This window comes from Lacinutrix cladophorae (genome assembly GCF_053604645.1).
Map to the genome: position 1 here is coordinate 126,547 of NZ_JBSHNR010000087.1, position 22,299 is coordinate 148,845.

Annotated in this window: 20 protein-coding genes and 1 other RNA gene; 10 read left to right on the forward strand and 11 right to left on the reverse strand. The window is 31.9% G+C overall.

Annotated features, from left to right (window positions below; all coding sequences use genetic code 11):
- Window positions 1–68: 68 nt before the first annotated feature.
- From ACVC3Y_RS05320 to ctlX, 4 genes are all read left to right on the forward strand, one after another.
- The gene (locus ACVC3Y_RS05320) at window positions 69–2,582 is read left to right on the forward strand and encodes a PQQ-dependent sugar dehydrogenase (RefSeq protein WP_303425550.1); all 2,514 of its coding nucleotides are present in this window, start codon (window positions 69–71) and stop codon (window positions 2,580–2,582) included.
- 173 nt (window positions 2,583–2,755) lie between these two features.
- Complete coding sequence (locus tag ACVC3Y_RS05325) at window positions 2,756–4,042, forward strand: citrate synthase (RefSeq protein ID WP_452226310.1); 1,287 nt, start codon at window positions 2,756–2,758, stop codon at window positions 4,040–4,042.
- 66 nt (window positions 4,043–4,108) lie between these two features.
- On the forward strand, window positions 4,109–5,023 hold the full coding sequence (locus ACVC3Y_RS05330; RefSeq protein ID WP_303425553.1) for a dimethylarginine dimethylaminohydrolase family protein: 915 nt from the start codon (window positions 4,109–4,111) through the stop codon (window positions 5,021–5,023).
- Window positions 5,024–5,047: 24 nt separating this feature from the next.
- On the forward strand, window positions 5,048–5,983 hold the full coding sequence (gene ctlX / locus ACVC3Y_RS05335; RefSeq protein WP_303425555.1) for a citrulline utilization hydrolase CtlX: 936 nt from the start codon (window positions 5,048–5,050) through the stop codon (window positions 5,981–5,983).
- Here the strand turns inward: ctlX and ACVC3Y_RS05340 are convergent.
- On the reverse strand, window positions 5,980–8,070 hold the full coding sequence (locus ACVC3Y_RS05340; RefSeq protein ID WP_452226311.1) for a tetratricopeptide repeat-containing sensor histidine kinase: 2,091 nt from the start codon (window positions 8,068–8,070) through the stop codon (window positions 5,980–5,982). The two genes, ctlX and ACVC3Y_RS05340, sit on opposite strands and share 4 nt — an antisense overlap.
- 387 nt (window positions 8,071–8,457) lie before the next feature.
- Here ACVC3Y_RS05340 and argS point away from each other — a divergent pair, with 387 nt between their 5' ends.
- Window positions 8,458–10,242, forward strand: coding sequence for an arginine--tRNA ligase (gene argS, locus ACVC3Y_RS05345; RefSeq protein WP_452226312.1), 1,785 nt, complete (start codon window positions 8,458–8,460; stop codon window positions 10,240–10,242).
- A 99-nt stretch (window positions 10,243–10,341) separates the two neighbouring features.
- Here the strand turns inward: argS and ACVC3Y_RS05350 are convergent, their stop codons facing one another.
- The 9 genes from ACVC3Y_RS05350 to ACVC3Y_RS05390 all read right to left on the reverse strand — a co-directional run bounded on the left by ACVC3Y_RS05350 (window position 10,342) and on the right by ACVC3Y_RS05390 (window position 17,906).
- Window positions 10,342–10,794: a tRNA (cytidine(34)-2'-O)-methyltransferase gene (locus tag ACVC3Y_RS05350; protein ID WP_303425559.1), complete on the reverse strand. Its 453-nt coding sequence runs from the start codon at window positions 10,792–10,794 to the stop codon at window positions 10,342–10,344.
- Entirely contained in the window at window positions 10,784–11,008 is a 225-nt protein-coding gene (locus ACVC3Y_RS05355; protein WP_303425560.1) for a hypothetical protein, read from the reverse strand. The genes ACVC3Y_RS05350 and ACVC3Y_RS05355 overlap by 11 nt, the downstream gene beginning before the upstream one ends.
- A gap of 3 nt (window positions 11,009–11,011) precedes the next feature.
- A complete protein-coding gene (gene trpA / locus ACVC3Y_RS05360; protein WP_303425562.1) occupies window positions 11,012–11,776 on the reverse strand; it encodes a tryptophan synthase subunit alpha in 765 nt (254 codons plus the stop codon).
- 170 nt (window positions 11,777–11,946) lie between these two features.
- The gene (gene trpB, locus ACVC3Y_RS05365) at window positions 11,947–13,128 is read right to left on the reverse strand and encodes a tryptophan synthase subunit beta (RefSeq protein ID WP_303425564.1); all 1,182 of its coding nucleotides are present in this window, start codon (window positions 13,126–13,128) and stop codon (window positions 11,947–11,949) included.
- 19 nt (window positions 13,129–13,147) lie between these two features.
- Window positions 13,148–13,783 carry a phosphoribosylanthranilate isomerase gene (locus ACVC3Y_RS05370; protein ID WP_452226313.1) on the reverse strand — a complete coding sequence of 212 codons (636 nt, stop codon included), beginning with the start codon at window positions 13,781–13,783 and terminating at the stop codon, window positions 13,148–13,150.
- 94 nt (window positions 13,784–13,877) lie between these two features.
- A complete protein-coding gene (gene trpC / locus ACVC3Y_RS05375; RefSeq protein WP_303425567.1) occupies window positions 13,878–14,663 on the reverse strand; it encodes an indole-3-glycerol phosphate synthase TrpC in 786 nt (261 codons plus the stop codon).
- A gap of 77 nt (window positions 14,664–14,740) precedes the next feature.
- Complete coding sequence (trpD, locus tag ACVC3Y_RS05380) at window positions 14,741–15,733, reverse strand: anthranilate phosphoribosyltransferase (RefSeq protein WP_303425568.1); 993 nt, start codon at window positions 15,731–15,733, stop codon at window positions 14,741–14,743.
- Window positions 15,734–15,930: 197 nt separating this feature from the next.
- Entirely contained in the window at window positions 15,931–16,500 is a 570-nt protein-coding gene (locus ACVC3Y_RS05385) for an anthranilate synthase component II (RefSeq protein ID WP_303425570.1), read from the reverse strand.
- Window positions 16,497–17,906, reverse strand: a complete 1,410-nt coding sequence (locus tag ACVC3Y_RS05390) for an anthranilate synthase component I family protein (RefSeq protein ID WP_452226314.1) — start codon at window positions 17,904–17,906, stop codon at window positions 16,497–16,499. The genes ACVC3Y_RS05385 and ACVC3Y_RS05390 overlap by 4 nt, the downstream gene beginning before the upstream one ends.
- Before the next feature lie 414 nt (window positions 17,907–18,320).
- Between ACVC3Y_RS05390 and ACVC3Y_RS05395 the strand changes: the two genes are divergently transcribed.
- From ACVC3Y_RS05395 to ACVC3Y_RS05410, 4 genes are all read left to right on the forward strand, one after another.
- Window positions 18,321–18,854 carry a TlpA family protein disulfide reductase gene (locus ACVC3Y_RS05395; RefSeq protein ID WP_452226315.1) on the forward strand — a complete coding sequence of 178 codons (534 nt, stop codon included), beginning with the start codon at window positions 18,321–18,323 and terminating at the stop codon, window positions 18,852–18,854.
- Window positions 18,855–18,864: 10 nt separating this feature from the next.
- Complete coding sequence (locus ACVC3Y_RS05400; protein WP_303425574.1) at window positions 18,865–19,485, forward strand: thioredoxin family protein; 621 nt, start codon at window positions 18,865–18,867, stop codon at window positions 19,483–19,485.
- Between the two features lie 104 nt (window positions 19,486–19,589).
- Window positions 19,590–19,901: a rhodanese-like domain-containing protein gene (locus ACVC3Y_RS05405; protein ID WP_303425575.1), complete on the forward strand. Its 312-nt coding sequence runs from the start codon at window positions 19,590–19,592 to the stop codon at window positions 19,899–19,901.
- 11 nt (window positions 19,902–19,912) lie between these two features.
- On the forward strand, window positions 19,913–20,302 hold the full coding sequence (locus tag ACVC3Y_RS05410; protein ID WP_452226316.1) for a rhodanese-like domain-containing protein: 390 nt from the start codon (window positions 19,913–19,915) through the stop codon (window positions 20,300–20,302).
- 167 nt (window positions 20,303–20,469) lie between these two features.
- Here the strand turns inward: ACVC3Y_RS05410 and ssrA are convergent.
- Window positions 20,470–20,863, reverse strand: a transfer-messenger RNA (tmRNA) gene (gene ssrA / locus ACVC3Y_RS05415).
- Between the two features lie 227 nt (window positions 20,864–21,090).
- Between ssrA and ACVC3Y_RS05420 the strand changes: the two genes are divergently transcribed.
- Complete coding sequence (locus ACVC3Y_RS05420) at window positions 21,091–22,296, forward strand: NAD(P)-dependent oxidoreductase (protein WP_303425628.1); 1,206 nt, start codon at window positions 21,091–21,093, stop codon at window positions 22,294–22,296.
- Window positions 22,297–22,299 lie beyond the last annotated feature (3 nt).

Sequence of the window (22,299 nt, forward strand, 5' to 3'; positions counted from 1 at the left end):
TTTGCTAACTTTGCAAAAAAAAACAAATAAATGCATTTTGCATTTATTTGTTTTATTATTAAATGATTATGAAAAAAAATTACCTTTTTACATTACTATTTTCGTTACTATTTAGTCTAACTTTTTCTCAAGTATTACCTGAAGGTTTTGCCTTGGTTGAAGTTACCGACAAAGTTGAAAATGCAAGTTGTTTTGCTTTTATAGATGAAAACAATATCCTAATAGCAAAGCAAAATGGAGAAATATACTTGCATGAAAATGGAGTTACTTCTGCAGAACCAATAGTTTATATACCAACAATAAATTCCACAATAAGTGGAGATAGAGGGTTAGCTTCTATTGCTGTAGATCCAGATTATCCAAGTTCTCCATACGTCTATATTACATATACAGTAGAAGAATCAACAAATAATGTAGTTTCTAGATTTAACTATTCTAATGGTGTTTTCGATTTATCTTCAGAGCTAGTGCTTTTAGAATTAAGTCCCATTTTATATAGATGGCATGTTGGAGGTGCTATCGTTTTTGATGATGCTGGCCATTTATTTACTACAACTGGTGATAATAGTATCCCAAATAATGCACAAGACATCAATACTACCCATGGAAAAGTATTACGTATTAATAAAGATGGTACTATTCCAACAGACAACCCATATTATGGTAGTGGAGGAGTTAGTGATTTGTTTTGGGGAATTGGATTGAGAAACCCATATACAATGGCTATTCATAAAGCAACTAATACAATTTATATAAATGATGTAGGGCAAGTAGCTTGGGAAGAAATTAATAACGCTACTGTAGCAAATAGAAATTTTGGATGGCCAAATGAAGAAGGACCAAATAGTACTGCAACTTCTATTTACGATGAACCTTCTTATGCTTATGCGCATCCAGGTGTTGTAAATGATATAACAGGTTATGCTATTACAGGAGGAGCTTTCTATGATCCATTAGTGCCAAAATATCCTAACGAATATGTAAATAAATATTTCTTTTTAGAATTTTCTAATCAATGGATTAATATAGTAGACCCTTATGATGATCTTACAGATGGTCATACTCATATTCACGATTTAACAAGTACAAGAGAAACTTTTGCTACAGGGATTCCTAGAGGTGGAATTTACCTTACAACAAGTCCAGATGGTTATTTATACTTTTTTAGTAGAATAGATAATATCTTATATAAGATTGAGTATACAGATACAGATATACCTGTTATAATTCAACAAGAAGAAGATACTGTAACTATGGACGGAGAGAGAACTACTTTTAATGTTGTTGCTGCTGGTGCTCCAGATTTAACTTACCAATGGTATAAGAATGGAACTATTATCTCTAATGCACCAAACGCTGCTATTTATAGAATATGGACTACCACAATGGCTAGTGCAGGTACATATCAGGCTAGAGTATTTAATTCTTATGGAGAAGTTTGGAGTGAAACTTTTGAATTAACAGTAATTCCCTTTAATGAATCAGCAACAGTTACTGTAACAGCTACCTCTCCCGTAAATGGAAGTATGTACCAAGCAGGAGAAACTATCAATTTTTCAGCTACTGCTACCGATCCAGAAATGGGCGTAATACCTGCATCAAATTATACTTGGTTTGTTGAGTTTCATCATAACGATCATTTACATGATGGGCCAGCATTTGCAACTGGAGTAGATAGCGGAACTTTTGTTATTCCAGATGTAGGCGAAATAGCTTCTGATGTGTGGTATAAAATTATAGCTAAAGTTACAGATGATATTGATCAAGAATCTGAAGGATTTGCTGAAGTTTTTCCTTTAAAAACCGATATTACTTTTGCAACACAACCTGCAGGACTTGAAGTGAGTATTGATGGCCCTGGAATAGTTACACCATTTACAGAAACATTTGTAGAACACTTAAGGTTGCCTATAGGAGCTCCTTCACAAACAGTTAATGGTACCGATGGTGTATATAGATTAAACTATTGGTCTGAGACAGTTACTAATGATTTATATTTAATTCCAGAAGAAGAAACAACATTAACAGCAGTTTTTGAACTTTGTACAAACCCAGATAATATTCCTACGTTAACCTATACGGAAAGCATTGATGGAATTGAATTTAATTGGAACACAACGAGTACTGCTTGTAATCAAGGGTTTACTTTAGAAAATATGGATTCACTTGAAACCTATACCATTTTTGCTAATAATGTAGATAGTGATTATAGTCAACTAGTTAATAATTTAGTTACAGGTACTCAATATAATTTTAGAGTTCAAGCATATAATGAATATGGAGTTTCCGACTATACTTATATTACTTTTACACTGGGAGTAGACAACTTTAGTGCCTTTAATGGTATTCGTGTATATCCTAATCCTGTAAACAATTATTTCAATATTGAAGGTTTAAATGAAAATGAAGAATACACCTTAAATTTATACTCCCTTTTAGGGCAGTCTGTAGAAAATTTTAAAACCAATAGCATAGAAGGTACACATCTAGAATATGATATGTCTAAGCTAGAAAGTGGTATTTACTTTTTAAAAGTATCTGTTAATGGAAAAAATAAAACGTTTAAAATTATAAAAGAATAAACCAATATTATTTGACTTAAAAAAAAACGCTTATTGACAAAATAAGCGTTTTTTTTGTGACATAAATTTTAATAATAATCCTATTAAAAAAACCTTTGTCACTTCGCTTTAATAATCGTGTGATTTTTCGTAATTTAGCATTCCGCAAAACAAAATAATACTCAAATATAAATATGTCAAAAACAGCTACATTAGAGATTGATGGAAAAAAGTATGAATTTCCTTTAATTGTAGGTACAGAAAACGAAGTTGCTATAGATATTAAAACCTTAAGAGGAGCAACAGGTGGAATAACAACTATAGATCCAGGTTATAAAAATACAGGAGCATGCGAAAGTGCTATCACATTTTTAAATGGAGAAGAAGGTATTTTAAGATATAGAGGTTATTCTATTGAAGAATTAGCAGAAAAAGCAGATTTCCTTGAAGTAGCATTCTTGCTTATTTTTGGTGAATTACCAACTAAAGTAGAATTAGAAAAATTTCATTCAGACATAAAAGCCCAGTCGGTTGTAGATGATGACATAAAAAAAATATTAGATGCATTCCCTAAATCTGCACATCCAATGGGAGTACTATCTTCTTTAACAAGTGCATTAACAGCATTTAATCCTTCTTCTGTAAATGTAGATTCAGAAGAGGATATGTACAAAAGTGTAGTTAGAATTCTAGGTAAATTTCCTGTGTTAGTAGCATGGACAATGCGTAAAAAACAAGGCCTGCCATTAAATTATGGAGACAACTCGTTAGGTTATGTAGAAAACATCTTAAAAATGATGTTTGAAAAACCAAACGAAGAATATAAACAAAGTTCCATTTTAGTTAATGCCTTAGATAAGCTATTAATTTTACATGCAGATCACGAGCAAAACTGTTCTACTTCTACAGTACGTATAGTAGGTTCTGCACACACTGGTTTATTTGCTTCTATTTCTTCGGGTATTTCTGCACTTTGGGGACCATTACACGGTGGCGCAAACCAAGCAGTTTTAGAAATGTTAAGTGGTATTGAAGAGGATGATGGAGATACAAAAAAATATATGGCTAAAGCTAAGGACAAGAGTGATCCTTTCCGTTTAATGGGCTTTGGACATAGAGTATATAAAAATTTCGACCCAAGAGCAAAAATTATAAAAGTAGCTGCAGACGAGGTTCTAGGAGATCTTGGTGTAGAAGATCCAATTTTAGATATAGCAAAAGGACTAGAAAAAGAAGCACTAGAAGATAAATATTTTGTGGATAGAAAATTATATCCAAATGTAGATTTCTATTCTGGTATTATTTATAGAGCTATGGGGATTCCTACAGATATGTTTACTGTAATGTTTGCATTAGGTAGATTGCCAGGTTGGATTGCGCAATGGCGTGAAATGCGTTTACGTAAAGAACCAATTGGTAGACCAAGACAAATATATATTGGAGAAAATAGTAGAGCTTTTAAAGACATTAAAAACAGATAAGATTAATAACTTAATCTGTAAAAAAGCTTCATAAGAAATTATGGAGCTTTTTTATATATTTACATCATGTTAAAACTAAACGTAAAAAACGAAACATCAAGATTAAGAGCAGTTGTTTTAGGTATTGCAAAAAGTAATGGGCCAACACCAAGTTTGGAAGAAGCTTACGATCCTAAATCAGCCTATCATATTAAACAAGGAACTTACCCAATAGAAGAAGATATGGTAAAAGAAATGGAAGCTGTTGCATCCGTTTTTAAAAAATATGATGTTACTATATATAGACCAGAATTAATAAAAGATTGTAATCAAATATTCGCAAGAGATATAGCTTTTGTAATTGATGATGTTTTTGTAAAAGCCAATATTTTACCAGATAGAGAAAACGAATTAGACGCTATAAAATACGTGGTAGATCAAATTGATCCAGATAAAGTAATTCGACCACCAGAAGAAGTTCATATTGAAGGAGGAGATGTAATGCCTTGGAATGATTATATTTTTGTTGGTACCTATAGAGAAGCGGATTATGCAGATTATATTGTTGCTAGAACCAACATAGAAGGTGTGGCATTCATAGAAAACACATTTCCTAATAAAATAGTAAAGTCTTTTAATTTAAGAAAATCGCAAACAAACCCAAGGGATAATGCCTTACATTTAGATTGCTGTTTTCAGCCATTAGGAACCAATAAAGCAATCCTACATAAGGAAGGGTTTCTTGAAGAAGAAGAATATGAATGGTTGTTAAATTTCTTCGGTAAAGAAAATTGTTTCCTAATAACAAAAGAAGAAATGTATAACATGAATAGTAATGTGTTTTCCATTTCTGAAGATGTAGTGATTTCAGAAAAAAACTTCACACGTTTAAACACTTGGCTTCGAGAAAACGGATTTACTGTTGAAGAAGTTCCCTACGCCGAAATATCCAAACAAGAAGGATTACTTCGCTGTAGCACCATGCCATTAATTAGAGACTAAATTCTTTATAGACCCAAAAAAAACATGCAACAAACCACAAATACAATATTAATGATTCGTCCTATTAATTTTAGGAGGAATGAGCAAACTGCAGTAAATAATTATTATCAAAAAGAAGCAGATGGTATATTGCCAGAAACAGAAAATGTAAAAGCCCAGAAAGAGTTTGATACTTTTGTAGAAAAACTACGAGATAAAGGGGTTCATGTTGTTGTTATAAGTGATACGGAAGAATTTGATACTCCAGACTCTATTTTTCCTAATAATTGGATTTCTTTTCATGAAAACGGAACCGTTGGTATTTATCCAATGTTTGCAGAAAATAGAAGAAATGAAAGAAGAGAAGATGTTTTGTTAGCATTAGAAAAAGAAGGCTTTGTTATTGAAAATATTGTAGACTATACAAGCGCAGAGGAAGAAGGCGTTTTTTTAGAAGCAACAGGAAGTATTCTTTTAGATCGGAAAAATAGTATTGCTTATTGTGCATTATCTGCACGTGCAGATGAAGAATTATTTATAGAATTTTGTGAAGATTTTGAATATAATCCAATAATATTTACAGCTAATCAAACTGTAAATGGCAAACGAGAAGCTATATACCATACTAATGTAATGATGTGTCTTGCAGAAACTTTTGCTGTAATTTGTTTAGATGCTATAGACGATAAAAAAGAACGTAAAAACGTAGTTAAACATTTACAAGAAAGCGGTAAAGAAGTTATACGTATAACCGAAGAACAAGTAAGTAGTTTTGCTGGTAATATGCTACAAGTAAGAGGGAAAGAGGATAAGCGTTTTTTAGTTATGAGTCAAGCAGCTCATGATAGTTTAACTCCTGCTCAAATTAAAATGATTACTAAACATAGCGAAATTGTTAGTAGTAGTTTAGATACAATTGAATCTTGTGGTGGTGGTAGTGCACGTTGTATGATGGCAGAAGTGTTTTTGCCTAAAAATTAAACACCTCCTGAAGGATTTGTTTTTGGTAATTCTACATAAAAAGTACTACCAATATCTTCGGTGCTTTCTACCCAAATTTTACCATGATTGAGTTCTACTAGTTCTTTACAAATAGTTAAACCTAATCCCGTACCTTTTTCGTTTTTAGTACCAATAGTTGTAAAAGAATTATTTTTAAATAATTGGTCTTGGTTTTCTTTAGAAATACCAACTCCTGTATCTCCTATACTAATTAAAGTGTTTCCGTTGCTGATGTTGTTTTTTATTGTTATGGTATCTCCAGATTTACAAAACTTAACGGCATTAGTAAGTAGATTTTGAATAATAATTTCTACCATACTTTTGTCTGCATAAACAAAATCGCGTAAAGAGTTATCTTCTATCTTAATGTTTTTCTTTTCTGTTTTTTGTTCGATAAGTTTTAATTTATCTAAAAACACTTCTTGTACATCAAACAGGCTAGGTTTAGATTCTAAGGACTGCATTTGTGATTTCGACCAATTTAAAAGATTAAATAAAAGTAAAGATGCATTATTTGCGTTTTCGCTTAATTCTGGTAATAAATGGTTGAATTCTGCTTTACTTAGGGATCCATCTTTAAGTAAATCTATAAACCCTTTAATAGAAGTAAGGGAGTCTTTTAAGTCATGAGATACAATTGAAAACAGTTTGTCTTTTACTGTATTAATATCTTCAAGGTTTTTAGTTTGATTTAAAATGGCTTCGTTTTGTATATTAATTTGCTTGTTTTTGTCTTCTAATTCTTTAGTATATTTTATACTGTTGTTCCTTTTTAAGTAGATTAAAATTAAAAAAGTAGACACCACGAGTAAAGCGAGAAGTAAAGAGTAAAAAATAAGTTTTAATCTGCTTATCTCTTCTTGATTAGCTTTCTTTTCTTCTTCGTGTTTACTTATTAATTCTTGATTTACTACATTATTATTAATGTTTAAATCTTGCTTTTCTAAAGGAACTACAATAGGTTCTTTTATTAAGGAAGCATGAGAAGCTTCTTGTTGTTGTTGGTTTTTAACTTTTTCTTTAAGCTCGAAGTACCTTTTTTGCCAAATATAAGCTAGTTTAAAATTACTTTCTACAGAATCTAGTTTTGCTCGTAAACCATAGTTTTTTATTAGCTCATTATCGTCCTTTAACTTTCTTGCTATTGTCGTTGCTTCATAAAGCAAGCGCTCTGCAACTATTGGTTTTTTTTCTCTTAAATATAATTCTCCAGCTGTATTAAGACCTATTAAAACACCTTTGTCATTATTAATTCTTCTGTTTAATCTTAGTCCTTGTGTTACATATTCTTTAGCTTGATCTAGATTGTTAAGGGCAAGATAAGAGCGTCCTATATTAGTTAACACATCCCCTCTTAGCTCAGAGTCATCTTCGTCAATACTAGTAAGTACATTATTATAATGATAAATTGCTTTTTGGTAGTCTTGCTTGTGATAAAATAAATCCCCTAGGTTTTTACTGGTAACTATAATTTCTTCCTGGTAACCAAGGCTTTCTTGTAAATCAAGAGTTTTTTTATAAAATATTATAGCTTGATCATAAACCTTCATTTTGTAGTATGCAGTAGCTAAATTTCTGTAAGCATCACAAAGTTCATTCTTTAAATCACGTTTTTCAAGGATGTCTATAGAAGAAAGCGAAAACTGTAATCCTTTGTCATAGTTTCCTCTTGCAATCTCAATCAAACCAATGCTATTATTAATTTTTGCAATACCTAGTGTGTCAGCTAAAGAAATGTAAAGCTCTTTTGACTTTGTGTAGTTTTCAATTGCATTAATATAATCTTCTTTTTTTGCAAAAATTAAAGCTTTGTAATAGGTGATTTCAGCAATACCTGCCTTGTAATTTAAGTCATTAGATAGTTTTTCACTTTCTCTAATAAATTGTAGCGCTTTACTGTAATCTTTAGTGTGGTATAATAACTTAATTATTTGTAAAGAGGTATTAACCTTTGTAGTGTCAGGTTTCTGAAAAGCTAGTTGAATAGTAAGATTGTCAAGATCCTCGTCTTGCGAGAAGCCTAAAAGCACACTAAAACAAAAAATAAGAGTAATCAGTTTCCTCATTTAATACATTTACAACAGTAAGGTATCAACTAAGAGTCTTTTTTGAGGGAATCAAAAACACTTTGTTAAATTATAATTAGTTAAAAGTTATTAAAGAATTATCCAGTTTTTTAGGGATAGGATTTAATTCTATTAAGGCAAAACTCAATAAAACAGATTTAATAAACTAATTAATGCGATTTAATGCATAAAAATTAGATAAAGTGAGCTTTTATTTTGGCATGCTATATTTTAAAAGGCAAAACACTAATAATAAGGACAAATGGTATTCATTTTCACTCCTTAAAAAAGCCAAAATTTATAGTTATTTGTATTTTAGTTTCTATTTATAAGCAAATTTTTTCGGCAATAATATACTATATTTGCATCCTTAAAATGAAAAGTAAAATGAGCCTTCAAGACACTTTAACAAATCATATAAAACAAGCAATTAATTCTATTTATAAAGTTGCATTAGAAACTGTAGAATTTCAAGCAACTAGAAAAGAGTTTGCTGGAGATATTACTGTTGTAGTTTTTCCTATGTTACGCGTAATAAAAGGAAACCCTATCCAGATTGGTGAAGCTATAGGTAATTATTTGGTTGAAAATGTTGCAAATGTTAAAGCATTTAATGTGGTTAAAGGCTTTTTAAATGTGGAAATTGAAGATGGATATTATAAAGATTTTTTTAATAGCATTAAAACGAATACTACTTTTGGTTTTGTAGCACCTTCTGTAAATGAAAAAGCTGTTATGGTAGAATATTCTTCGCCTAACACAAATAAACCGTTGCATTTAGGTCATGTTCGAAATAACTTATTAGGATATAGTGTTGCCGAAATAATAAAAGCTGCTGGTAAAAAAGTGTACAAAACACAGATTATTAATGACAGAGGTATTCATATTTGTAAAAGTATGTTGGCTTGGCAACGTTTTGGTAATAATGAAACTCCAGAAAGTACTGGCTTAAAAGGGGATAAGTTAGTTGGTAATTATTATGTGAAATTTGATCAAGAATATAAAAAAGAAATTAAAGACTTAATTGCTAAAGGGCAAACCGAAGACGAAGCCAAAAAGAATGCACCAATTTTATTAGAAGCGCAAGAAATGCTCATAAAATGGGAGGCAGGAGATGAAGAAGTGGTTGCGCTTTGGACCAAAATGAATACTTGGGTTTATGACGGTTTTAATATTACTTATAAAAATTTAGGAGTAGATTTTGATACACTTTACTATGAAAGTGAAACCTATTTATTAGGAAAAGAATTTGTTGCCGAAGGTTTGAAAACAGGAGTTTTCTTTAGTAAAGAAGATGGTTCTGTTTGGTGTGACTTAACAGACGATGGTTTAGACGAAAAAATTGTATTGCGTAGTGATGGGACTGCCGTTTATATGACGCAAGATATTGGTACTGCTATACAACGTGTTAAAGACTACCCAGATGTTGGAGGAATGGTGTATACGGTAGGTAACGAGCAAGATTATCACTTTCAAGTGTTGTTTTTAATTCTGAAAAAACTTGGGTTCGATTGGGCTAAAAACCTTTTTCATTTAAGCTATGGAATGGTAGATTTACCTTCTGGAAAAATGAAAAGTAGAGAAGGAACTGTTGTGGATGCCGATGATTTAATCGTAGAAATGGCCACTACTGCAGGAGAAATATCTCAAGAGTTAGGAAAACTGGAAAACTATTCGGAAGCTGAAAAACAAGAGCTTTATAAAACTATCGGTCTTGGTGCATTAAAATATTATATCTTAAAAGTAGATCCTAAAAAACGAATTTTATTCGATCCAAAAAGTTCTATCGATTTTCAAGGTAACACAGGTCCTTTTATTCAATATACATACGCTAGAATACAATCTATTTTGCGTAAGGCAAACTTAGACGATGTTGTTTTATCGAGTACAGTAGAGGTCGCTCTGCACGATAAAGAAAAAGAGCTAGTAAAGCAATTACAATTGTTTCCAGAAGTTATACAAAATGCAGCAGACAATCATAGTCCGGCTTTAATTGCAAATTACACTTATGACTTAGTAAAAGAGTTTAACTCTTTTTACCAAAATGTATCTATTCTAGGAGCTAATACTCAAAATGAAAAAGTGTTTCGAGTACAACTAGCTTACGTAGTAGCAAATACGATTAAGAATGCATTTGGACTATTAGGTGTTCAGGTTCCTGAAAGAATGTAATAAATTGGCGAGAAAGCAAGAACCTAATGTTTTTAGAGTTTTTGTTTTATTGCTGATAAAGGCGTTTTAATATTTTTGTTAGAAAGTTAATATTCCAAATTACTGCAAACCGCGTAAGCCTTCGTAAATAACAATACTTACCGCATTTGCTAAGTTTAAGCTTCTAACATGTTCGCTATATAACGGGATTTTAAAAAGCTTATCTTCATTCTTTTCTGTAAGTGCTTTTGGTAAGCCAGCAGATTCTTTTCCAAAGATCAAAAACATATTGTCTTTAAAGGTAATATCCCAATGCTTCTTTGTACCATGACTAGATAAAAAGACCATATTGGCATCTTTGTTTTTAGAGAGAAAATCGTCAATGTTCTCGTAATAATGAAGATTTAAATGTTGCCAATAATCTAATCCTGCACGTTTTAAACGAGTGTCTGTAATTTCGAAACCAAAAGGTTTTACTAAATGTAAATTAGATCCAGAAGCTAAGGCTAGTCGGCCAATATTTCCGGTATTATTTGGTATTTCGGGTTCTATGAGTACAATGTTAAGTGGCATTTTTTGAAACTAGTTTTAATATAATTAATCGTAAAAGTAATATAAAAGGAAATCCATGTAAAACAAGATCAAACCAGTCCATTGGTTGCATACTACTAGCGCCACCCAATAGCCATTTTATTTTACCAAAAAAATGCGGCTCTGGAAGAAATGGAGCTAAACCTAAAGTAAGGCATAGCATAATAATTATTTTCCAGTCGTTTAGTAGTTTCATGATTTAATTAAGAATATTTTTTACAAAACTGTCTATTTGTGAAACTCCTTTATTGGTTAGATGTTTTATAAATGCGGAACCAATAATTGCTCCTTTTGCATGTGCAGTTGCTTGTATAAATGTTTCATTATTTGAAATACCAAAACCAATAACTTGCGGGTTGTTAAGTTGCATATCTGCAATGCGTTTAAAGTAGTTGGTTTGTTCTTCTCCAAAGCCAGAACTACTACCTGTTACGCTAGCACTACTTACCATATATATAAAACCATTAGATATAGAATCTATAAAATGAATACGTTCCATACTAGTTTGCGGAGTAATTAGAAATACATTGATTATTCCGTATTTTTCAAAAATAGCTTTGTACTGTTCGTGGTATACATCAACCGGTAAATCCGGAATTATTAATCCGTCAATTCCAATCTCTTGGCATTTTTTACAGAAATCTTCTACACCATATTGCAGCATTGGGTTAAAATACCCCATGATTATTAACGGAATTGAAACTGTTTTACGAATATCTTTTAACTGATCGAAAAGCACTTCGGTAGTCATTCCGTTTTTTAGAGCTTGAGTTGAACTTGCTTGAATGGTTGGTCCATCTGCTAATGGATCACTAAAAGGCAAGCCAATTTCTATCATGTCTACACCACTTTTTTCTAGATTTTGAATAATGGTTGTAGTGTCGTCTAGACTTGGGTAACCAGCTGTGAAATATATAGAAAGTAACTTCTTGTCTTCTTTAAGTTTTGTTGGAATGCGATTCATAATATTTTTTTATTTGTCATTTTGTAAAACAAGGTGACTTGGTGTTCTTTTCGTTTGGGTTTTTATAATAAATGAGGTTGTTGCGTTAAGGATGGAAAGGTTTGTTTGAGCTCATCTTTGATAGCGAGCCTAGACAGCCTGACCCTTGTGGTAACGCCATAATTATTATTTTAAAATTTAAAATAGTCTATATAATTCTGTAAATCTTTATCGCCACGACCCGAAAGACTTAGTACTACTACATCTTCTGGTTGAAACTTTTTTTGCTCGAAAACAGCTAAAGCATGTGAACTCTCAATGGCTGGGATAATCCCTTCTAACTTACATAATTCTAATCCTGCGTTCATGGCTTGGTCATCTGTAATGGCAATAAATTCTGCACGGCCTGTTTTGTATAAATGGGCATGCATTGGGCCAACGCCTGGATAATCTAAGCCTGCAGAAATAGAGTAAGGCTCTGTAATTTGTCCGTCATTAGTTTGCATCAATAAGGTTTTACTACCATGAATAATACCTTCTTTTCCTAATACGGAAGTTGCGGCACTTTCGCCAGAATCTACTCCTAAACCAGCAGCTTCAATAGCAATAAGTTTTACATCTGTATTTTCTAAAAAATGATAATATGCTCCAGCAGCATTACTGCCTCCTCCAACACAAGCGACTACATAATCTGGATTGGTTTTACCTTCGTGTTCTTGTAGTTGCCATTGTATTTCTTCGGAAACGACTGCTTGAAAACGGGCAACCATGTCTGGATAGGGGTGTGGTCCTACAACACTTCCAATAATATAATGCGTGTCTACGGGGTTGTTAATCCAATCTCTTATCGCTTCGTTTGTTGCGTCTTTAAGTGTGCGGCTTCCGGATAATGCAGGAACTACAGTTGCGCCCAACATTTTCATTCTTGCAACATTAGGTGCTTGTCTGGCAATATCGATTTCACCCATATAAACAATACACTCTAGACCCATTAAAGCACAAACGGTTGCTGTGGCAACACCATGTTGTCCTGCACCAGTTTCGGCAATAATTCTATGTTTTCCTAAGCGTTTTGCCATTAAAATCTGACCAATAGTATTGTTGATTTTATGCGCTCCTGTATGATTTAAATCTTCACGTTTTAAATATACTTTCGTATTGTATTTTTTAGAAAGACGTTTGGCAAAATAGAGTGGAGAAGGTCTACCAACATAATCTTTTAAAAGTTGATTAAACTCTTTTTGAAATTCTGGTTCTGCCATCACCTTTAAATAGTTTTGACGTAACTCTTCTACATTTGGATACAACATTTCTGGAATGTATGCACCTCCAAATTCGCCGTAGTATCCTTTTTCGTTGATGTTATAATTCATGTTTTAAAATATTGTATCTCTAACGGATATAGTTGTTAATAGCCAATTGGTGTTTGAATTCTTTTAGTTTACGAAGGTCTTTTATTCCCGGTGAATTTTCAAATTTGCTATTTAAATCGAGTGTACAACATAAATCAGATTCTGGACGCTTTAGAAATAGTAGTAATGCATCTATTTCGTCTGGACCAATTCCTCCGCTTAAAAAATATGGTTTTTTGGAAGGGTATTTTTTAAATACATTCCAATTAAAAGGATATCCATTTCCTCCAGGTTCTTTTCCTTTAGTATCAAAAAGAAAATATTTGCAAACATCTTCATAGGCTTCTAAGACACTAAAGTCGAATTGATTTTTTACAGAAAAGACTTTGATAACTATTACGTCATATTCCTTTAACTGTTCGCAAAATTCTGGAGATTCATTTCCGTGTAATTGCACGCCTTGTAAATTATAAGTTTCTATTTTATCTACAATATAATTAAGTGAAGCATTTACAAAAACGCCTATTTTTTCAATGCTTTCCGATATTTCTGGGATTTCTGTATTTAAGAATCTTGGTGATTTTTCATAAAATATAAAACCAAGATAGTCTGGTTGTATTTCTGCAACATCTAAAATGTTGTTTTCGGATTTCATTCCGCATATTTTTAGTTTCATTGAAAATCTTATTTTCATTTCCGTGAAAACGGAAATCTTATTCATACTTAGTTTTATATAGAATGGATTCCGCATCAAGTACGGAATGACAAACTTATTTGTTTAAATTATTTATAAATGTCTTAGCACTTTTACCTGCGTTTTCTGTTTTCATAAAGTTCTCACCTATTAAAAAACCTTTGTAGCCATAAGGTTGTAATTGTTTAATAGCATCTACAGAGCTAATACCACTTTCTGATACTTTTACAAAGTCGTTAGGAATTTGTTCACTTAGCAATTTACTGGTTTCAAGGTTGACTTCAAATGTTTTTAAATTTCTATTATTTACACCTAACATGTCTAAGCTTGGCATGATCGATTTTTGTAATTCTTCTACATTATGTACTTCTAAAAGGACATCTAAAGATAAGCTTTTTGCAAATTCTGAAAATTGCTTAATTTCTTTTTTTGAAAGAATGGCAGCTATTAATAAAATAACATCTGCTCCATAAGCTTTGGCTTCTAAAATTTGATACATATCGATGATAAATTCTTTACGAAGTAACGGTAAATTACAACTTGCTCTTGCTGTAAGTAAATCGTCTAAGCTTCCTCCAAAATATTTGCCATCTGTTAAAACAGACATGCCACAAACTCCTGCGTTTTCATATCCTTTTGCTACATCAAAAACGTTTAAATCATGGTTTATTACTTGTTTGGAGGGCGAACGGCGTTTGTGTTCTGCAATGATTCCTGTGGTACTATTTTTTAATTTGCTTGCTAAGGAAATGGTTTGCCTTTTAAACAAAATAGATTGTTCTAATTGTTTGGTTGGTACGAGTTGCTTTCGAAGGTTTACTTCGATGCGTTTGTCGTTTGTTATTTTTGTTAATATGTCCATTTATTAGTATTCAGTATTTGTTTTTCAGTGTTCCGTATAAGTAGGAATAGGGAACACAGACTGCGAGCAGTGAAAAGTTATTTGCTTAATTCTATTAATGCATCTAAACTCTTTTTTGCTTTTCCGCTTAATAATGATTCTTTAGCTTGTTCAAATCCTGTTTTATGATCTATTTGTTTTGCAGTAGCAATTGCTAAACCTGCATTTGCACAAACCACATTGTTTTGAGCTTCAGTTCCTTTTCCTTTTATAACATTTAAAAATATTTTAGCGGAAGATTTAACTGTTTTTCCTCCAAAAATATCGCTTTGATTTATTTGTTCGACGTTTAAATCTTTTGGTCTTAACATGGTTTCTGAAGCATTTGAAATAATTTTAGTATTTCCCGTTAAAGAAATTTCATCATAACCATCTAAAGCATGTACAATACTATAGTTTTTGTCTGTTTCTTGGTATAAATAGCCATAAAGACGCTGTAATTCTAAATTAAAAACACCTACTAATTGGTTTTTAGGAAACGATGGATTTACCATTGGTCCTAACATGTTAAAGAAGGTTTTAACACCAAGTTCTTTACGAATTGGAGCAACGTTTTTCATTGCAGGATGAAATAAAGGAGCATGTAAAACACAAATTCCTGCTTCTTCAATAGACTGTTTTAAGAAGTTTTCTTTATTTGAAAATCTTATTCCTATAGCTTCCATTACATTAGAAGACCCAGAAGCAGATGACACACCGTAATTACCATGTTTCGCAACGTGAACTCCAGCTCCAGCTGTTACAAAGGATGCTAAGGTTGAAATGTTGAAAGTGTTTTTTCCGTCTCCACCAGTACCACATAAATCGATAGCATTATAGTTTGATAAGTTTATAGGAATACATAACTCTAATAATGCATCTCTAAAACCTTTTAATTCTTCAAGAGTAATGCTTCGCATCATATAAACGGTTAAAAAAGATGCGATTTGACTTTGGTTATAATCGCCTTTAGAGATGTTAACTAAAACCTGTTTTGCCTCTTCTGTAGAGATGTTTTCATGGTTTATTAGTCTGTTTAGTATTTGTTTCATTGATAAATTTTTATTTATCATTTCCGCGAAGGCGGAAATCTTTTAAATTGAATTTGTGTTACTTTATTTTCGTCAGTTCGAGTGAAATTGAATTTGCTGCAATTTTATATCTAGAACTTTGGATTTCTTCTCGATACTATTTTTTATTTCAAAATTCATAGGAGTAAGTACTACTTACTACATCCGAAAATCGCTTACTAATTATTCACCCAATTCTCTAATATTTTTTTTCCGTTTGGTGTTAAAACAGATTCTGGATGGTATTGCACACCACGTACATCATATATTTTGTGACGAAGCGACATGATTTGTCCGTTTTCATCAAAGGAAGTAGCTTCTAATGTTTCAGGTAAATTTGTATCTACAACCCAAGAATGATATCTGCCAACGTGGAATACCTTTTCTAATCCTTTAAATAGGGATTCATCATTTACGGTTATTTTTACTTCCGTAGCAACTCCGTGAAAAACATTATCAAGGTTAATTAAAGAACCTCCAAAGACCTCACCAATGGCTTGTTGGCCTAAGCAGACACCTAGAATGCTTTTTGTTGGCGCATAGGTTTTAATGATGTCTTTTAATAAACCGGCTTCTTCTGGAATTCCAGGCCCAGGAGAAAGTACAATTTTGTTATATGCATCCACTTCTTCTATCGTAAGTTTGTCGTTTCGTTTTACCGTTACTTCACAATTTAAATCTTCTAAATAGTGTACTAAATTGTAGGTAAAGCTATCGTAGTTATCTATTACTAATACTTTTATTTTCATCTGTCAATTCTTTCTGCTAATTCTATAGCTTTAGTTAATGCGCCTAGTTTATTATATACTTCTTGTAATTCGTTTTCTGCACTGGATTTAGAAACTATTCCAGCGCCTGCTTGCCAATGTAATTCGTGGTCTTTACTTAAGAAAGTTCGAATCATAATTGCATGGTTAAAATTACCTTCAAAATCCATAAAGCCTATGGCTCCACCGTAGAAAGCTCGACTAGTTTTTTCATATTTTTCAATAAGTTGCATGGCTTTGTGTTTTGGAGCACCACTTAATGTTCCTGCAGGAAAAGTATCTGCAACCACTTGCATGGTAGAAACATGGTCGTGTTTTTTACCAATTACTTTACTTACTAAATGAATAACGTGAGAAAAAAATTGTACTTCTCTGTAGGTTTCTACTTTTACTTGGCTTCCGTTTCTACTTAAATCATTTCTAGCTAAATCGACTAGCATCACATGTTCTGCGTTTTCTTTATCATCTATAGCTAGTTTTTTTGCTAGTTCTGCATCTTTTTCATCGTTTCCAGTACGTTTAAAAGTTCCAGCAATTGGGTGTATTTCAGCTTTACCATTAGAAACGATTAATTGTGCTTCTGGCGAGCTTCCAAAAATTTTAAAGTCGCCATAATCAAAATAAAACAAGTAAGGGGAAGGGTTAACGTTTCGTAAAGCGCGATATACATTAAATTCATCACCTTTATATTTTTGTGAGAATTTTTTAGATAGTACCAATTGAAAAACATCTCCTCTTGCACAATGCTTTTTAGCTAATTCTACATGCGATTTATATTCTTCGTCGCTAAGGTTTGATGTGATTTCTCCATTTTTTGAAAACTTATAAGAAGCAAAATTCTTTGCCTTTATAAGTTGAAGAATTTCATTTATGTTATTTTGATTGTTATCAAAACAGTGCGCAAAAATATAAGCTTCGTTTTTATGATGATTGATAGCTATTATGTTTTGATAAACGGCATAATAGATCTCTGGAATTTCAATGGAGTTTTCTTTTTTTGAAATCTCTACATCTTCAAAATACTTTACAGCATCATAAGCTGTATAGCCAAAAATACCATTGTTTATAAATTTGAACTTTTCTTCAGAATTTACTTTAAAACGCTGTGTGAATTTGTGTATTTCTTCGGTTAAAGAAATGTTTTTTGTGTAGTTTTTTTTGAAACTTCCGTCTGGGAAATATTGTTCTATTTCGTTATTTTCTACTTTAATAGAAGCAATTGGGTTGAAACATATATAAGAGAAACTATTATCGTTGGCATGATAATCACTACTCTCTAATAAAATACTGTTAGGATATTTATCTCTTATTTTTAAGTAAATGCTAACAGGAGTAATTGTATCTGCTAATATTTTTTTATAATGTGTATAAAGACTGAATGTTTTCATTGCTGTTATAAATTAAAAAAAGGCTTGTCGTGAATGACAAGCCTTTTTTGATATTTTTAATTAAATATACGGAATAGGATTAGTTCACGAATGTTGCGTTTCGAGAATTCCACCACCAAGTATTATTTAAAATTGTGTTCAATTGTTCTTAATTTATTTCAAATATATAAATCTAAATATAAACTGGCAATCTTTTATAAAAAAAACTACCATTTTCATGGTAGTTTGTGTTGTTACTAGTTTGTAAAGAGAAAATTGTTAGCTATTAATCGAATCTTAACTAGTAACATTAGTGTTATGTCTAAGTTAAATAAATTTTTTTGATTATTAGTGGTTTTAAAGAAGTATAAAAATCAAATTAAAGTTTTGTTAAACAAGTCTTACACTTATTATATAATGTATAATTTTATAGTTATGGATTTAAGAATTTTATTTATTGTATTTTTTGTGGTGGTTAGTTGTAAGCAAGAAAGCAAAGTTCAAGAGGTTTCTTCCAATCTAGTGCATGAAAATGCTTTAAAGGAAAAGCCTAATGTGGATGTGTATAATTTTGATGCATTTGAAAAGTTTTTAAATAGTACAGACGATAAAGTTTATGTTATTAATTTCTGGGCAACTTGGTGTGCACCTTGCATTAAAGAATTGCCACATTTTGAAGAAATAAATAAAACCTATAAGAATAAAAATGTAGAGGTACTGTTGGTTAGTTTAGATTTTCCGAAACAGTATGAGAAAAAACTAATACCTTTTATAGAAAAGCATCAATTGCAATCTAAAGTTGTTGCATTAAATGATCCAGATTCTAATACATGGATTCCAAAAGTGAGTGAAGCATGGTCTGGTGCTTTGCCAGCTACTATTATTTACAATAAAGACAAACGTGAATTTTACGAAAAATCTTTCAGTTACGAAGAACTGAAAATGGAAGTTAATAAATTTATTAAATAAAAAAACGATTATGAAAAAGTCAATTAAAATAGTTTCTGCATTAGCAATTGTATTGCTTGTAAGTGCATTTACTCTAAACAAAAAAAATGTAAATTCTGGATATCAAGTTGGAGATATTGCAACAGATTTTTCTTTAAAAAACATAGATGGCAAGATGGTATCTTTAGCAGATTTTAAAGAAGCAAAAGGTTTTATTGTTGTTTTTACTTGTAATACTTGTCCTTATGCTGTTGCATATGAAGATCGCGTAGAAGCATTAAATAAAAAATATGCAGGAAAAGGGTATCCTGTAATAGCAATTATGCCCAATAATACTGATGTGAAGCCAGGAGATAATTTAGAAGCTATGCAAGCTAGAGCAAAAGCAAAAGGATTTACATTTCCTTATTTAAAGGATGAAGGGCAAAAAATATATCCAGAATATGGAGCAACAAAAACACCACATGTTTATCTTTTACAGAAAACCAAAAAAGGAAATCAAGTAAAGTATATTGGAGCAATAGACGATAATTACCAAGACGAAGCTGCAGTAACTAAAAAGTACGTTGAAAATGCAGTAGATGCTTTATTAGCTGGTAAAGAAATTCAAGAGAAAGAAACAAGAGCAATAGGATGTTCTATTAAAGTGTAAATTGCATATAAAGTTTATTAAAAAAAAAACCGAAGTAGTAATACTTCGGTTTTTTTTTCGTCTACTAACTAAAGAAATCCTAATTTTGTAAAAAAAAAATAAGAATGGCAGATTTAACACAACAACAATGGCAAGAAGAATTATTGCAAGATGAAAATGCAGTAATATTAGATGTTAGAACAGAAGATGAAGCAGCAGAAGGTATTATACCTAATGCAACTGTAATAGATATTTATAAGCCGCAAGAATTTATGAGTACCGTAGAAGCGTTAGACAAAACCAAAACCTTTTATGTATATTGTAGATCTGGAGGGCGTAGTGCTCAAGCTTGTGCAATTATGAATCAACTAGGATTTGAAAACACAAAAAATCTATTAGGTGGATTTAGCGAGTGGACTGGAGAAGTAGCGAACTAATTTAAAGAACCATGAAACATTTATCGATAGTATTATTTGCAGTATTAACACTAATTAGTGTTAGCTGTAAGGAAGAAAATTCAGGCGTAATACAAGTAGTTTCTACTCAAGAAATGCAAACGCTTTTAAAAATGGATCAAGTACAATTGGTAGATGTAAGAACACCAAAAGAGTTTAAAACTGGTTATATTGAAACAGCTCAAAATATAGACTTTTACTCGCCAACTTTTGATGCAGATATATTAAAATTAGATAAAAGAAAGCCTGTTTTACTGTATTGTAAATCAGGAGGTAGAAGTGCTAAATGCGCAAAAAAACTTGAAGAAGCTGGTTTTACAAAAATATATGACTTAGAGGGTGGAATTTCTAGATGGAAACATGAAGGGTTAGCTATTCAATAAAAAAAAGCCTCTCCAATTGGAGGGGCTTTTTTTTAAAACTAATATCAATATTTTCTCACGCAGAATTAAATCTACCTTTTCTGTTCAAACGTTCTAAAACAACAAAGCCCAGTCAAGTAAACTTGCTGCGCTTTTTATGTTTCAAATCGTAACAAAGTTACTTTTGTTAGTGGAGTCGGAGAGAATCGAACTCTCGTCCAAACAAGTAATCAAATAGCTTTCTACACGTGTATTCTTTTCTTGGGTTTTCGATTGCAAGCTGGTTAAAGACAACCCACTTACAACTTATCTTTTTTATCTCGAAAGTGCATCAAAGCGCTACACCATCATAGTCAATTTTTACGATGCCTCAAAAAGAACGCCATTAACTAAGGCTTTCAGGAGACATTTAGCTCTCCTACCTAGTAGGACGAGGCTTAATCTTACTATAATTCAGATTATGCAGCTAAAGCGTAGTTATTCTCGCCGTTTAAAAAGTTGAAATAAGGATTTACGAGTATAATCTCATTACTCGACGTGCTTACCATTTCATTAATCTCGCTGTCAAAACCAGTCGACCCCGTTTTAAAATGATAATTTGGGCGTTACCCATTTTTGCTTTTAAGGGCAAAAATGGGTCAGGCTTTCCGTTATATCTTTTGCAAAATAGCAAAAGGATGTCACTATAATCCTTAACGCAAGCAAACCTAAACAAAAGCATTGGTTTACAAATGCAAAGTTATTAAAAAGTTTGTATAACCTCACAAATCCTATTACTTTAGTGCAAATTTTATTCCAATTAGAAGTTTATGAAATTCGCCATCATCAAAGAACGTAAAAACCCACCCGACAGACGCGTGGTATTTTCACCAGAAAAATTAGCCGAAGCTAGGGAGCAATTCCCACAAGCTCAGTTTGTTGTAGAGTCTAGTGCCATTCGCGTATTTCCAGATGCAGCATATAAAGCATTAGGTTTTGAGGTAACAGACGATGTGTCTGATGCAGATGTCATGATTGGCGTAAAAGAAGTGCCTATCGAAAATTTAATTCCAAATAAAAAATATTTCTATTTTTCGCACACCATAAAAAAGCAACCATACAACCGTAAGTTACTTTTAGCAATGCTAGAAAAAAACATTGAAATGTATGATCATGAAACCATTGTAAAACAAAGTGGCGCACGATTAATAGGCTTTGGCCGTTATGCCGGATTGGTAGGAGCATATAACGGGTTTAGAGCATTAGGATTACGAGATGGTTTATTTAACTTACCAAAAGTAGAAACACTAGCCGATTTAGATGCTGTAAAGGCAGAGCTAGATAAAATTACCATACCAAATATTAAAATACTTCTTACAGGAACAGGAAAAGTTGCACTAGGAGCAAAAGAAATTCTAGATTACTTAAAAATTAAAGAAGTAAGCGATGCCTTGTACTTAACTTCCAAATTTTCAGAACCTGTTTATGTAATGGCAGACGTTATGGAATATGCAAAACGCGAAGATGGTAAAGTAGGAGATAGATGGGCTTTTTATAAAGACCCAACAGGTTATATTAGTAATTTTATGCCTTATGCAAAAGAAACCGATTATTTTATAGCAGGACATTTTTATGGCAATAATGCTCCCTATTTATTTACTAGAGAAGATGCAAAATCAGCAGATTTTAAAATTAATCTAGTGGCAGATATTTCTTGTGATGTAGATGGCCCTGTTGCATCTACTTTAAGAGCATCTACTATTGCAGATCCTTTTTATGGCTACGACGCTAAAACGGAAACCGAAGTAGCATTTAATACGCCAAATGCAATAACCGTTATGGCTGTAGATAATTTACCTTGCGAGTTGCCAAAAGATGCAAGCGAAGGTTTTGGCGATATGTTTTTAGAGCATGTTATTCCTTCCTTTTTTAATGAAGACCAAAAAGGTATTTTAAAACGCGCTAAAATAACCGAAAACAAAAAACTTACCGAAAGGTTTTCCTATTTACAGGATTACGTTTTAGGATTAAAATAAATT

Excerpts from the sequence above, each read along its gene's own strand:
- ACVC3Y_RS05320 (WP_303425550.1), top strand. The coding sequence starts at position 69 with ATGAAAAAAAATTACCTTTTTACATTACTATTTTCGTTACTATTTAGT.
- ACVC3Y_RS05325 (WP_452226310.1), top strand. The coding sequence starts at position 2,756 with ATGTCAAAAACAGCTACATTAGAGATTGATGGAAAAAAGTATGAATTT.
- ACVC3Y_RS05330 (WP_303425553.1), top strand. The coding sequence starts at position 4,109 with ATGTTAAAACTAAACGTAAAAAACGAAACATCAAGATTAAGAGCAGTT.
- ctlX (WP_303425555.1), top strand. The coding sequence starts at position 5,048 with ATGCAACAAACCACAAATACAATATTAATGATTCGTCCTATTAATTTT.
- ACVC3Y_RS05340 (WP_452226311.1), bottom strand. The coding sequence starts at position 8,070 with ATGAGGAAACTGATTACTCTTATTTTTTGTTTTAGTGTGCTTTTAGGC.
- argS (WP_452226312.1), top strand. The coding sequence starts at position 8,458 with ATGAGCCTTCAAGACACTTTAACAAATCATATAAAACAAGCAATTAAT.
- ACVC3Y_RS05350 (WP_303425559.1), bottom strand. The coding sequence starts at position 10,794 with ATGCCACTTAACATTGTACTCATAGAACCCGAAATACCAAATAATACC.
- ACVC3Y_RS05355 (WP_303425560.1), bottom strand. The coding sequence starts at position 11,008 with ATGAAACTACTAAACGACTGGAAAATAATTATTATGCTATGCCTTACT.
- trpA (WP_303425562.1), bottom strand. The coding sequence starts at position 11,776 with ATGAATCGCATTCCAACAAAACTTAAAGAAGACAAGAAGTTACTTTCT.
- trpB (WP_303425564.1), bottom strand. The coding sequence starts at position 13,128 with ATGAATTATAACATCAACGAAAAAGGATACTACGGCGAATTTGGAGGT.
- ACVC3Y_RS05370 (WP_452226313.1), bottom strand. The coding sequence starts at position 13,783 with ATGAAACTAAAAATATGCGGAATGAAATCCGAAAACAACATTTTAGAT.
- trpC (WP_303425567.1), bottom strand. The coding sequence starts at position 14,663 with ATGGACATATTAACAAAAATAACAAACGACAAACGCATCGAAGTAAAC.
- trpD (WP_303425568.1), bottom strand. The coding sequence starts at position 15,733 with ATGAAACAAATACTAAACAGACTAATAAACCATGAAAACATCTCTACA.
- ACVC3Y_RS05385 (WP_303425570.1), bottom strand. The coding sequence starts at position 16,500 with ATGAAAATAAAAGTATTAGTAATAGATAACTACGATAGCTTTACCTAC.
- ACVC3Y_RS05390 (WP_452226314.1), bottom strand. The coding sequence starts at position 17,906 with ATGAAAACATTCAGTCTTTATACACATTATAAAAAAATATTAGCAGAT.
- ACVC3Y_RS05395 (WP_452226315.1), top strand. The coding sequence starts at position 18,321 with ATGGATTTAAGAATTTTATTTATTGTATTTTTTGTGGTGGTTAGTTGT.
- ACVC3Y_RS05400 (WP_303425574.1), top strand. The coding sequence starts at position 18,865 with ATGAAAAAGTCAATTAAAATAGTTTCTGCATTAGCAATTGTATTGCTT.
- ACVC3Y_RS05405 (WP_303425575.1), top strand. The coding sequence starts at position 19,590 with ATGGCAGATTTAACACAACAACAATGGCAAGAAGAATTATTGCAAGAT.
- ACVC3Y_RS05410 (WP_452226316.1), top strand. The coding sequence starts at position 19,913 with ATGAAACATTTATCGATAGTATTATTTGCAGTATTAACACTAATTAGT.
- ACVC3Y_RS05420 (WP_303425628.1), top strand. The coding sequence starts at position 21,091 with ATGAAATTCGCCATCATCAAAGAACGTAAAAACCCACCCGACAGACGC.